Source organism: Streptomyces sp. NPDC007991 (assembly GCF_042958445.1).
Lineage (GTDB): Bacteria > Actinomycetota > Actinomycetes > Streptomycetales > Streptomycetaceae > Streptomyces.
Window position 1 is genome coordinate 97,684 of the sequence record NZ_JBIBJD010000008.1, and the last position, 12,421, is coordinate 110,104.

Annotated in this window: 9 protein-coding genes; 3 read left to right on the forward strand and 6 right to left on the reverse strand. The window is 69.5% G+C overall.

The features are described 5' to 3' along the window. Positions 1-35 precede the first annotated feature (35 nt). Positions 36-1,622, forward strand: coding sequence for a Na+/H+ antiporter (locus ACFZDA_RS23610; RefSeq protein ID WP_391084897.1), 1,587 nt, complete (start codon positions 36-38; stop codon positions 1,620-1,622). A gap of 146 nt (positions 1,623-1,768) precedes the next feature. Here ACFZDA_RS23610 and ACFZDA_RS23615 read toward each other — a convergent pair whose 3' ends face one another. Continuing rightward, on the reverse strand, positions 1,769-2,872 hold the full coding sequence (locus ACFZDA_RS23615; RefSeq protein ID WP_391084900.1) for a mechanosensitive ion channel domain-containing protein: 1,104 nt from the start codon (positions 2,870-2,872) through the stop codon (positions 1,769-1,771). 107 nt (positions 2,873-2,979) lie between these two features. Here ACFZDA_RS23615 and ACFZDA_RS23620 point away from each other — a divergent pair, with 107 nt between their 5' ends. Beyond that, on the forward strand, positions 2,980-3,561 hold the full coding sequence (locus ACFZDA_RS23620) for a dienelactone hydrolase family protein (RefSeq protein WP_391084904.1): 582 nt from the start codon (positions 2,980-2,982) through the stop codon (positions 3,559-3,561). Here ACFZDA_RS23620 and ACFZDA_RS23625 read toward each other — a convergent pair. The 4 genes from ACFZDA_RS23625 to ACFZDA_RS23640 all read right to left on the reverse strand — a co-directional run bounded on the left by ACFZDA_RS23625 (position 3,546) and on the right by ACFZDA_RS23640 (position 8,345). Continuing rightward, entirely contained in the window at positions 3,546-5,216 is a 1,671-nt protein-coding gene (locus tag ACFZDA_RS23625) for an alkaline phosphatase D family protein (RefSeq protein ID WP_391084907.1), read from the reverse strand. The two genes, ACFZDA_RS23620 and ACFZDA_RS23625, sit on opposite strands and share 16 nt — an antisense overlap. A gap of 93 nt (positions 5,217-5,309) precedes the next feature. Further along, a complete protein-coding gene (locus ACFZDA_RS23630; RefSeq protein ID WP_391084910.1) occupies positions 5,310-6,128 on the reverse strand; it encodes a thioredoxin domain-containing protein in 819 nt (272 codons plus the stop codon). A 78-nt stretch (positions 6,129-6,206) separates the two neighbouring features. Beyond that, positions 6,207-6,902: a hypothetical protein gene (locus ACFZDA_RS23635; RefSeq protein ID WP_391084913.1), complete on the reverse strand. Its 696-nt coding sequence runs from the start codon at positions 6,900-6,902 to the stop codon at positions 6,207-6,209. A 93-nt stretch (positions 6,903-6,995) separates the two neighbouring features. Next, positions 6,996-8,345 carry a DUF2252 family protein gene (locus ACFZDA_RS23640; RefSeq protein WP_391084916.1) on the reverse strand — a complete coding sequence of 450 codons (1,350 nt, stop codon included), beginning with the start codon at positions 8,343-8,345 and terminating at the stop codon, positions 6,996-6,998. A 216-nt stretch (positions 8,346-8,561) separates the two neighbouring features. Here ACFZDA_RS23640 and dnaE point away from each other — a divergent pair, with 216 nt between their 5' ends. Continuing rightward, on the forward strand, positions 8,562-12,101 hold the full coding sequence (dnaE, locus tag ACFZDA_RS23645) for a DNA polymerase III subunit alpha (protein ID WP_391084919.1): 3,540 nt from the start codon (positions 8,562-8,564) through the stop codon (positions 12,099-12,101). Between the two features lie 101 nt (positions 12,102-12,202). Here the strand turns inward: dnaE and ACFZDA_RS23650 are convergent, their stop codons facing one another. Continuing rightward, positions 12,203-12,367: a hypothetical protein gene (locus ACFZDA_RS23650; protein ID WP_391084922.1), complete on the reverse strand. Its 165-nt coding sequence runs from the start codon at positions 12,365-12,367 to the stop codon at positions 12,203-12,205. Between the last annotated feature and the right edge of the window lie 54 nt (positions 12,368-12,421).

Here is a 12,421-nt window from a genome sequence, read left to right on the forward strand (position 1 = left end):
GTCGTGTGAACGTTTGACCTTCCGGAGCGCTGACCGTGGATCAGTTGGCCCTGCTGTTCGTGCTGCTGCTCGGGGCCGTGATCAGCGTCCCGGTCGGGGACCGGTTCAGCGTGCCCGCGCCGGTGCTGATGACGCTGCTGGGCATAGTCCTCGCGCTGCTCGACTTCGTACCGAACGTCGAGATCCCGCCGGATTTGATCCTGCCGCTGCTGTTGCCGCCGCTGCTGTACGCCGCCGTACGGCGCACGTCCTGGCGGCAGTTCGCGGCCAACAAGAGGCCGATCTTCCTGCTGGCCGTGGCGCTGGTGTTCGTCACCATGGCCTGTGTGGCCGCCGCGGCCAACGCGATCGTGCCGGGGCTGCCGCTGGCCGCGGCGTTCGCGCTCGGCGCGCTGGTCGCGCCGCCGGACCCGGTCGCGGCGACCGCCGTCGCCGGGCAACTGGGGCTGCCGCGGCGGCTGGTGTCGATCCTGGAGGGCGAGGGGCTGTTCAACGACGTGACGGCCATCGTCCTCTACCACGTGGCGATCGCCGCCGCCGTCAGCGGGACGTTCTCCCCCTGGAAGGCCGGGCTCGATCTCGTGCTGTCGGCCGTGGTGGCGTTGGCCGTGGGCCTCGCGCTGGGCTGGGGCGCGAACAAGCTGATGGAACTGCTCGGGGACGCGACCCTCCAGATCGGGCTGACCCTGCTGGTGCCGTACGCCTCGTACGTCCTGGCCGAGGAGATGCACGGGTCCGGGGTGCTCGCCGTGCTCACCACCGCGCTGTTCCTCGCGGAGTACGGCTCCGATGCCGACGACGTCATGACGCGGCTGGCCGGGCACACGTTCTGGAACATCGTCGACACGCTCGTCACCGGTGTGGCGTTCGGGCTGGTCGGACTGGAACTGCACAACGCGATCCACACGGCGTCCGGCCGGTGGGGCGAGTTGCTCGGCTGGGCGGCGGTGGTCGTCTGCGTGGTCGTGCTCGTACGGCTGTTGTGGCTGCTGCCGGCGACCTGGCTGACGAAGCGGCTGCACGCGCGGCGGGACTACGACGAGGACATCCCGGTGAGCTGGCGCGAGACCGTGGTGATGTGGTGGTCGGGGATGCGGGGGGTGGCCTCGGTCGCGCTGGTGCTGGCCATTCCGCTGGAGACCGACGCGGGGGCGCCGTTCCCCAGCCGGGACGAGATCATCTTCATCGCGTTCGGGGTGATCGTGGTGACGCTGGTGGTGCAGGGGCTGACCTTGCCGTGGCTGGTGCGGCGGCTGGGCGTGCGGGCCGACACGGACGTCGAGAAGGAGTTCGCGAAGGCGCTGGCGATCCGGGCGTCCAAGGCGGCCAAGCGCAGGCTCCGGGAGATCGAGGAGACCGAGGAGCTGCCGGAGGAGCTGTCCGAGCAGATGGTGCGGCGGGCGTTCGACATCGCGGTGCGGATCAGTCCCGCGGTGGCCGAGGACGAGCGGCGTGAGGCCTATCGGGAGCGGGCCCGGCGGCTGAAGCGGGTGCGGCGGATCCAGCAGGAGATGCTGAGCGCTGCGCGGCATGAGGTGCTGGCGGCGCGGAGTGAGCCGGGGGCGGATCCCGAGGTGGTGGACCGGGTGCTGCGGCATCTTGATGTGCGGTCCATGCGGTGACGTTTACGGTCCGGCTTTCCGTGGGTGGGGGTTGCTGTTCGGTTTGTTCCCCGCCCGCGCGACGCCCGTAGCTGTCGGCCCAGGGGTCCTGGTTTTTCGTGGGGACGCTCGCCGTCGGAGGCTGACGGGTTTCCAGGACTCCTGCCTCAGCGCTCCGGCCTCGCAGAGCCGTGGTAGCGGCGCTGCTGGTGTGGCACGCCGTTGTGGGACGGGGGCGGGGTCGCGTCCGCCGTGTTGACCCGGGGCAGGGCGTAGGGGTGCTCCGCGGTGAGCCAGTGGATCATCTGCTCGCGGACCGTGACCCGCACCGTCCAGATGTCGTCCGCGTCCTTGGCGGTCACCAGGGCCCGCACCTGCATGGTGTTCGGGGTGGTGTCCGTGACGCACAGGTTGTAGGCGCGGCCGTCCCAGGCCGGGCACTCGCGCAGGATGTCGCGGAGCTTCTCGCGCATCGCGTCCACAGGGGCCGTGTGGTCGACGTGCCAGAACACGGTGCCGGTCATCTGCGGCGTGCCGCGCGACCAGTTCTCGAACGGCTTGGACGTGAAGTACGACACCGGCATGGTGATCCGCCGCTCGTCCCAGGTGCGCACCGTCAGGAACGTCAGGGTGATCTCCTCGACCGTGCCCCACTCGCCGTCCACGACGACGGTGTCCCCGATGCGCACCATGTCGCCGAAGGCGATCTGGAACCCCGCGAACATGTTGCTCAGCGTGGACTGCGCGGCGACACCGGCGACGATGCCGAGGATGCCGGCCGAGGCCAGCAGCGAGGCCCCCGCCGCGCGGAACGCCGGGAACGTCAGCAGCATGCTCGCCGCGGCCACCACGCCGACGATCGCCGACACCACCCGCATGATGAGCGTCACCTGGGTGCGCACCCGGCGGACCCTGGCCGGGTCCCGCTGGGCCCGGGAATGGGCATACCGGCTGTACGACGTCTCGACGATCGCCGACGCGATCCGGATCACCAGCCAGGCGGTCGACCCGATCAGTACCAGCGTCAGCGTCTGGCCGATGCCCTCCCTGCGGCTCTCCAGCAGCTGTGCCTCGTCGTACGACCCTCTCAGCAGGGCCGCGAGCAGCACGAGCTGGTAGGGGATGCGGCCGCGGCGGAGCAGCCCCCACAGCGGGGTCTCGTGGTGGCGTTCGTCGGCCTTGCGCAGCAGGAAGTCGGTGGCCCAGCCGATCACCAGCGTGAGCACGACCGAGCCACCGACCACGATCAGCGGTCGCAGCAGGTTTTCCATGCCCCCGAACCTAACCGGCTCGCGGGGCACCTGAACATGTGACTTCGGCGGCGTCCTGGGTAATGCCGTGATCCCGGGCTGTCACACCCGGCTGGCACCATGGGCTCATGAACATCATGCTCTTTCACTCGACCCAGGGGCTGCGGCCCGCGGTGCTCCAGGCCGCCGACCGGCTGCGCGCGGCCGGACACGAGGTGTGGACGCCCGACCTCTTCGAGGGACGCACGTTCGACTCGGTCGAGGAGGGCATGGAGCACAACGAGAAGATCGGCAAGGACGAGCTGCTGAAGCGGGCCGTGCTGGCCGCCGCGCCCTACTCGGAGCGCGGGCTGGTGTACGCCGGGTTCTCGCTCGGCGCCTCCATCGCCCAGACCCTCGCCCTCGGCGACGACAAGGCGCGCGGGCTGCTGCTCCTGCACGGCACGTCGGACATCGCGCCGGGCGTCACGGCGGACGACCTGCCGGTCCAGCTGCATGTGGCGGAGCCCGACCCGTTCGAGACGGACGACTGGCTCAGCGCCTGGTACCTCCAGATGGGCCGGACCGGCGCGGACGTCGAGGTGTACCGCTACGCGGGGGCGGGTCACCTCTACACCGACCCCGACCTGCCGGACTACGACGAGGAGGCCGCCGAGGCCACCTGGCGGGTGGCGCTCGGCTTCCTCGAAACGCTTCAGACCGGGTCGTAGGTCCGTTCGACCTTCTGCGTGCCGCTGCGCGTGCGGTACGAGCGGGACCACGTGGCGGTCGCGTCGCGCTGCCGCCGGTCGGAGATCACGTAGTAGTCCATCTGCGCCCGCTCGGCCGTGATGTCCAGGACACCGAAGCCGTGGCGGTCGGTGTCGACCCAGTGGACGTGCCGGTTGGCGGCGCGGATGACGGGTGCCGCGACCGCCGAGACCGTGCCCTGAGGGACCTTGACCAGGTCGTCCAGGTTGTCGGAGGTGACCGAGGTGACGACGAACTCCGTGGCGGCCGACGGGGACAACGGATACGTACCGGCGTCCACCGGCACGTCGTTGGCCCAGGCCATGTGGATGTCGCCGGTGAGGAAGACCGTGTTGCGGATCGCGTGCGCGCGCAGATGGGCGAGGAGTTCGCGCCGGTCGTCGGTGTAGCCGTCCCACTGGTCGGTGTTGAGGGCGAGCCCCTCCTGCGGCAGGCCCAGCAGCTTGGCCAGCGGCTTCAGCAGGTCGGCGGAGAGCGAGCCGATGGCGAACGGCGAGATCATCACGGAGTTGCCGACCACCCGCCAGGTGGTGTCGGACGCCTTCAGGCCCGCCTTGAGCCAGTCGAGCTGGGCGCGGCCGGTGAGCGTGCGCTCCGGGTCGTCGACCTGGCCGTTGCCGACCTTGACCTGCTGCGAGCGGAACGAACGCAGGTCCAGCAGCGAGAGGTCGGCCAGCTTGCCGAAGCGCAGCCGCCGGTAGGTGGTGCCCGCGATCGCCGGGCGCACCGGCATCCACTCGAAGTAGGCCTGCTTGGCGGCGGCCTGGCGGGCGGACCAGGTGCCCTCGGCGCCCTCCGTGTGGTTCTCGGCGCCGCCCGACCAGGCGTCGTTGGCGAACTCGTGGTCGTCCCAGATCGCCACGACCGGGGCCGCCGCGTGCAGCGCCTGGAGGTCGGGGTCCGTCTTGTAACGCCCGTGCCGGACGCGGTAGTCGGCGAGGGTCACGATCTCGTGGGCCGGGGCGTGCGGGCGGACGACCGTGTCGCGGGTGCCGTACTCGCCGGTGCCGTACTCGTAGATGTAGTCGCCCAGGTGCAGCCACGCGTCCAGGTCGCCGCGGGCCGCGAGGTGGCGGTACGGGGAGAAATAGCCGGCCTCCCAGTTGGCGCAGGAGACCACGCCGAAGCGGAGACCGGTGACGGCCGCGTCGGCCGCCGGGGCGGTGCGGGTGCGGGCGGCGGGGGAGTCGGTGCCGCCGGCGGAGAAGCGGAACCAGTAGTCGGTGCCCGGCTCCAGGCCGCGGATGTCGGCCTTCACGGTGTGGTCGGAGGCGGCCGTGGCCGTGGTGGAGCCCCTGGCGACGACGGTGCTGAACGTCCGGTCCGTGGCGACGGTCCAGCTCACCTCGGTGTCCGGGCCGAGTCCGGAGCCGGGTATGGCCTCCGGGACCGGGGTGACGCGGGTCCACAGCAGGACGCCGTCCGGCAGCGGGTCACCGGAGGCCACGCCGTGCAGGAATGCGGGGGCCTGGTCGACGGCGCGCGCGGGCAGGGTCGCTGCCAGCGGCCCGGCCAGGACAGCGGTCGCCGCCGCGGCCTTGACGACCGTACGGCGGCGCGGGGTGCGGGAGTTGAGGTCCTCTGACGGCTTCGATGATCTGTATCGACTGGTCACGGACGATCAGGTTACTGATCGGTATGCACCAGAGCGGGCGAACTGAAGGAAGTTCGCCCGCTCTTCACGTGGTGGCCGGTCCCGGACCCGCCGTCACTTCTTGAGGGCCTCGCCCACCACCCTGTTGAAGTCGGCCACCGTCATCGGCGGCGTGCCCTGGTTGTCGGCGGTGAGCTGTTTGCCGTCCATGACGAAGCCCGGGGTGCCCGTGACGCCGTCCTTGTTGTCGTCGAAGGTCTTCGACATGGCCATCGCCCAGGCGTCGTAGGTGCCCTTCTCGACCGCGTCCTGGAACTTCTTGTTGCCCTTCAGCGCCGGGACGGTGTCAGCGACCTTGATGAGGTAGCTGTCGTCCTTGAACTTGTCGGTCGTCTCTTCCGGGTGGTACTTCGTCGAGTACAGCGCGGCCTTGTAGTCGAGGAACGCCTCCGGGCTGACGTTCAGCGCGGCACCCAGGGCGCTCAGCGCGTTCTTGGAGCCCTCGCCGTTGTCCTTGTTGTCGATGAAGGTGGCGCCGATGAACTGCATCTTGAACTTGCCGTCGTCGATGTCCTTCTTCACGGTCGAACCGACGGTCTGCTCGAACTGGGCGCAGACGGGGCAGCGCGGGTCCTCGTAGACCTTCAGGGTCTTCTTGGCCGACTCCTTGCCGATGACGACCGTGGTGCCCTTGGCGCCCGTGGTGTTGGCCGGGGCGACGACCTTGGCGTCCTTCTGGGCCTCCCAGTGCGTGGGCTTGTTGGCCTGGACGACCGCGTAGCCGATGCCGCCGGCTATCGCGAGGACGCCGACGATGGAGGCGGCGACGATGATCTGCCGCTTGGCCTTCGCCCGCTTCGCCTCGCGCTCGCGCTCGGCGCGCAGCCGCTCACGGGCCGCCGTCTTCGCCGTCTGGCTGTTCCGCTTGCTCATGGTGATGTTCTCCGTCGGGGACGCGCACAGGTCGTGTGCGGGATACGTAAGGGGGACTGCCGGTGCTCGAAAGGTGCCTCACGCGAAGGCGGGCGAGCACGGCGGTCCACGTCGTCCCGGACAGTGGGCGAGGATCCGCTCGCGGGCGGTGGGCGTGCGGTCGGCGGCCCGCGACGGCAGCCGGCGCCCGGCCGGGGCCCGCGTCACCGTCACCGCGGCGACCGCCAGCAGCAGCGGCCGGAACGTGGTCGCTCCCACGGCCCGCAGCAGCTGGGCCAGGGCCCGCTCGCCCCGGCGCAGCCAGACGGCGGCGGCCAGTCCCACGCCGATGTGTGCGCCGAGCAGCAGCCAGGCGGTGGCCGGGTCGGCGTGCGCCACCGCGGCGGCGAGCCGGTCGGTGCCGGTGGCCCCGGCCATCCGGGCCAGGGGCGTGCCGATCTCGCCGCCCCCGCACAGCACGTCCAGGCCGACCGACCGCAGCGGGCCGGCGACCGGGCCGCCCGACCGGCCGTAACAGGCGTGCTGTCCCGTGGTGAACACCGTGTCGGCGGCCAGTTCCAGCGGGATCAGCAGGGCCGCGATCCGTCCGAAGGAGCGCTCGCGGCCCGCCAGGGCGTACGCGATCACGAACACGGTGGCGCCGACCGCCGCCACCGTGCCCATCGGGAGCGGGACCTGGGACAGCAGCACGTGCGACGCGGTGCTGAGCGTCACGACCACTGCCGTGAACAGCGCCGCGCGTACGGCTCTGAGCTGGATCCCGGATATGTCCATAGCGAGAGAAGAGTCTGTCACGGGGGCCGGTAAGGGACCCCTAAAGGATGCCTGTGAGTGAGCCGACAGCCAAAGCCCCGGCTCAGGGGGTCCTTACAGACCCGGGATCCGGCCGTTGCGGAACAGGTCCACGAAGGTCTGGTGGTCGGCACGCGCGCGTGCGCCGTAGCTGTGCGCGAAGTCGATCAGGAGCGGCGCGAAGCCCTCCTCGTCCGCCGCGATCGCCGCGTCGATGGCCCGCTCCGTGGAGAACGGCACCAGGGACTCACCGGACTGGTCGTCCGCCGCCGAGTGCATCGTGGCCGTGGCCCGGCCGAGGTCGGCCACCACCTGGGCGATCTCCTCCGCGTCGTCGATGTCGCCCCAGTCGAGATCCACCGCGTACGGCGAGACCTCGGCGACCAGCTGGCCCGCGCCGTCCAGCTCCGTCCAGCCCAGCCACGGGTCGGCGTGCGCCTGGAGGGCGCGCTGGGAGATGACCGTGCGGTGCCCCTCGTGCTGGAAGTAGCCGCGGATCGCCTGGTCCGTGATGTGCCGGGAGACGGCCGGGGTCTGGGCCTGCTTGATGTAGATCACCACATCGTTCTCCAGGGCGTCGCTGTGGCCCTCCAGCAGGATGTTGTACGACGGCAGCCCCGCCGAGCCGATGCCGATGCCGCGCCGGCCGACGACGTCCTTCACGCGGTAGGAGTCCGGGCGGGCCAGCGAGCTGTCCGGGAGCGTCTCCAGATAGCCGTCGAAGGCGGCGAGGACCTTGTAGCGCGTGGCCGCGTCCAGCTCGACGGAGCCGCCCCCGGACGCGAAGCGGCGCTCGAAGTCGCGGATCTCCGTCATCGAATCCAGCAGCCCGAAGCGGGTCAGCGACCGGGCGTCACGCAGCGCGTCCAGCAGCGGGCCCTGCGCGGTGTCCAGCGTGAACGGCGGCACCTCGTCGCTCTTGGCGCCCGTGGCCAGGGCGTGGATCCGCTCGCGGTAGGCGACCGCGTAGATCGTCACCAGCTCGGAGATCTGCTCGTCGCTGAGCGCCTTCGCGTACCCGATGAGGGCGATGGAGGCGGCGAAGCGCTTCAGGTCCCAGGTGAAGGGGCCGACGTAGGCCTCGTCGAAGTCGTTGACGTTGAAGATCAGACGGCCGGTGGCGTCCATGTACGTGCCGAAGTTCTCCGCGTGCAGGTCGCCGTGGATCCACACGCGCGAGGTGCGCTCGTCCAGGAACGGCCCGCTGAGTGCCTTCCCGCCGCCGTGCCCGGCGTTCTCCTCGTCGAGATCGTGGTAGAAGAGGCACGCCGTGCCCCGGTAGAAGGCGAAGGCCGAGGCCGCCATCTTCCGGAACTTCACGCGGAACGCGGCCGGGTCGGCGGCCAGGAGCTCGCCGAAGGCGGTGTCGAAGACGGCGAGGATCTCCTCGCCGCGGTGCTCGTCGTCGAGCTGCGGGAACGACATCGCTGGGTGCCTCCTGGTGCGTACGTCTCGGGGCGGCAGGTCCGCCCTCCGGCTAACGTGCGGTGGTCTGCGGGAGTGCCCGCGACCCTCGCATGAAGGTACGCGGGTCAGGCCTCGCAGTGTCAGTGCCGAGGCATAGACTTCGACGCTGTCCCCCAGACTGTCCGCAGCCTGTCGGGCCCCATTCGACGTATGTTTTCCCTGGAGGCCGCAGCCGTGTCAAAGCCGCCGTTCACGCACCTGCACGTCCACACCCAGTACTCGCTGCTGGACGGTGCCGCGCGGCTGAAGGACATGTTCAACGCGTGCAACGAGATGGGCATGTCGCACATCGCCATGTCCGACCACGGCAACCTCCACGGGGCGTACGACTTCTTCCACTCCGCGCAGAAGGCCGGGGTCACCCCGATCATCGGCATCGAGGCGTACGTCGCGCCCGAGTCGCGCCGCAACAAGCGCAAGATCCAGTGGGGCCAGCCGCACCAGAAGCGGGACGACGTCTCCGGTTCCGGTGGTTACACCCACAAGACGATGTGGGCGGTGAACAGGACCGGCCTGCACAACCTCTTCCGCCTCTCCTCGGACGCGTACGCCGAGGGCTGGCTCCAGAAGTGGCCCCGGATGGACAAGGAGACCATCGCCCAGTGGTCGGAGGGGATCGTCGCCTCCACCGGCTGCCCTTCCGGCGAGGTCCAGACCCGGCTGCGCCTCGGCCACTTCGACGAGGCCCTCAAGGCCGCCGCCGACTACCAGGACATCTTCGGCAAGGACCGCTACTTCCTGGAGCTGATGGACCACGGCATCGAGATCGAGCACCGCGTCCGCGACGGTCTGCTGGAGATCGGCAAGAAGCTCGGCATCCCCCCGCTGGTCACCAACGACTCGCACTACACGTACGCGCACGAGGCGAGCGCCCACGACGCGCTGCTGTGCATCCAGACCGGCAAGAACCTCTCCGACCCCGACCGCTTCAAGTTCGACGGCACCGGCTACTACCTGAAGTCCACGGACGAGATGTACGCCATCGACTCCTCGGACGCCTGGCAGGAGGGCTGCGCCAACACCCGGCTGATCGCCGAGATGGTCGACACCACGGGCATGTTCGAAAAGCGCGACCTCATGCCCAAGTTCGACATCCCGGAGGGGTACACGGAGGTCAGCTGGTTCCGCGAGGAAGTCATCCGCGGCATGCACCGCCGCTTCCCCGACGGCATCCCGGACGACCGCATGAAGCAGGTCGAGTACGAGATGGACACCATCATCTCGATGGGCTTCCCGGGCTACTTCCTCGTGGTCGCCGACTTCATCATGTGGGCCAAGAAGCAGGGCATCGCGGTCGGCCCCGGACGGGGCTCCGCGGCCGGCTCGATCGTCGCCTACGCCCTCGGCATCACCGACCTCGACCCCATCCCGCACGGCCTGATCTTCGAGCGGTTCCTCAACCCCGAGCGCATCTCCATGCCCGATGTCGACATCGACTTCGACGAGCGCCGGCGCGTCGAGGTGATCCGCTACGTGACGGAGAAGTACGGCGCCGACAAGGTCGCCATGATCGGCACGTACGGCACCATCAAGGCCAAGAACGCGATCAAGGACTCCGCGCGCGTGCTGGGCTACCCGTACGCGATGGGCGACCGCCTCACCAAGGCCATGCCCGCCGACGTCCTGGGCAAGGGCATCAACCTCGACGGCATCACCAACCCCGAGCACCCCCGCTACTCCGAGGCGGGCGAGATCCGGGCGATGTACGAGAACGAGCCGGACGTGAAGAAGGTCATCGACACCGCCAAGGGCGTCGAGGGCCTGGTCCGGCAGATGGGCGTGCACGCCGCCGGCGTGATCATGTCCAGCGAGACCATCACCGACCACGTCCCGGTCTGGGTCAGGCACACCGACGGCGTGACCATCACGCAGTGGGACTACCCGAGCTGTGAGTCGCTCGGCCTGCTGAAGATGGACTTCCTGGGCCTGCGCAACCTGACGATCATGGACGACGCCGTCAAGATGGTGAAGTCCAACAAGGGGATCGACATCGATCTCCTGAGCCTCCCGCTCGACGACCCCACGACCTTCGAACTGCTCCAGCGCGGCGACACCCTCGGCGTCTTCCAGTTCGACGGCGGCCCCATGCGCTCCCTGCTCCGGCTGATGAAGCCGGACAACTTCGAAGACATCTCCGCCGTGTCGGCCCTGTACCGCCCGGGCCCGATGGGCATGAACTCCCACACGAACTACGCGCTGCGCAAGAACGGCCAGCAGGAGATCACGCCGATCCACCCCGAGCTGGAGGAGCCGCTCAGGGAGGTCCTGGACGTCACCCACGGCCTGATCGTCTACCAGGAGCAGGTGCAGAAGGCCGCGCAGATCATCGCCGGCTACTCGCTCGGCGAAGCCGACATCCTCCGTCGCGTGATGGGCAAGAAGAAGCCCGAGGAACTGGCGAAGAACTTCGTGCTGTTCCAGGAGGGCGCCCGCAAGAAGGGCTACAGCGACGAGGCCATCCAGGCGCTGTGGGACGTGCTGGTCCCCTTCGCCGGCTACGCCTTCAACAAGGCGCACTCCGCCGCGTACGGACTCGTCTCGTACTGGACGGCGTACCTCAAGGCGAACCACCCCGCCGAGTACATGGCCGCGCTCCTGACGTCCGTGAAGGACGACAAGGACAAGTCGGCCGTCTACCTCAACGAGTGCCGCCGCATGGGCATCAAGGTGCTCCCGCCGGACGTCAACGAGTCGATGTCCAACTTCGCGGCCCAGGGCGACGACGTGATCCTCTTCGGCCTCTCCGCCGTCCGCAACGTCGGTACGAACGTCGTCGAGTCGATCATCAGGTGCCGCAAGGCCAAGGGGAAGTACGTCTCCTTCCCGGACTACCTCGACAAGGTGGAGGCGGTGGTCTGCAACAAGCGCACCACCGAATCACTGATCAAGGCCGGCGCCTTCGACGCCATGGGGCACACCCGCAAGGGCCTCACCGCGCACTACGAGCCGATGATCGACAACGTGGTCGCGGTCAAGCGCAAGGAGGCCGAGGGGCAGTTCGACCTCTTCGGCGGCATGGGCGAGGCCGAGACCAGCGAGCCCGGCTTCGGGCTCGACGTGGAGTTCACCACCGAGGAGTGGGACAAGACCTATCTGCTCGCCCAGGAGCGGGAGATGCTCGGTCTGTACGTCTCCGACCACCCGCTGTTCGGCCTGGAGCACATCCTGTCCGACAAGGCAGACGCGGGCATCTCCCAGCTGACCGGCGGGGAGCACTCCGACGGCGCGGTCGTCACCATCGGCGGCATCATCTCCGGCCTCCAGCGCAAGATGACCAAGCAGGGCAACGCCTGGGCCATCGCCACCGTCGAGGACCTCGCCGGCTCGATCGAGTGCATGTTCTTCCCCGCCACGTACCAGCTCGTCTCGACCCAACTCGTCGAGGACGCCGTGGTGTTCGTCAAGGGCCGCCTCGACAAGCGCGAGGACGTGCCGCGGCTGGTCGCGATGGAGTTGCAGGTCCCCGACCTGTCGAACGCGGGCACCAACGCGCCCGTGATCCTCACCATCCCGGCCACCCGGGTCACCCCGCCGCTGGTCAGCCGCCTCGGCGAGGTCCTCAGTCACCACAAGGGCGACAGCGAGGTCCGGATCAAGCTCCAGGGACCGACCAAGACGACCGTGCTGCGCCTGGACCGGCACCGGGTGAAGCCCGACCCGGCGCTCTTCGGCGATCTGAAGGTGCTGCTCGGGCCGTCCTGCCTGGCGGGCTGACGGAGGCCGCGCACGGCTCTTGACGCGCGTGAGGGGCGTACCCGGTACCTGGTACGCCCCTCACGTAGGTGCGTGGGTCTCAACAACCCGTTCCGCGGATGTCAGTTGTGGCCGAAGCTGCGCTTCCGCTTGCGGGACGCCACGTCGCCGGGGGTCAGCTCGACCTCGGGCTGGGGCTCCGCCTCGGCCGCGGGGCGGCGGTCCGCCCGCTGCCCGCGCTCGGTCGGACGCTGCTGCTTACGGTCACGGTTCTTGTTCTTGGCCATGGTGATGCCTCCTGTGGGGGATCTAGGGGCCAGGGCCGGGACCAGATTCACACA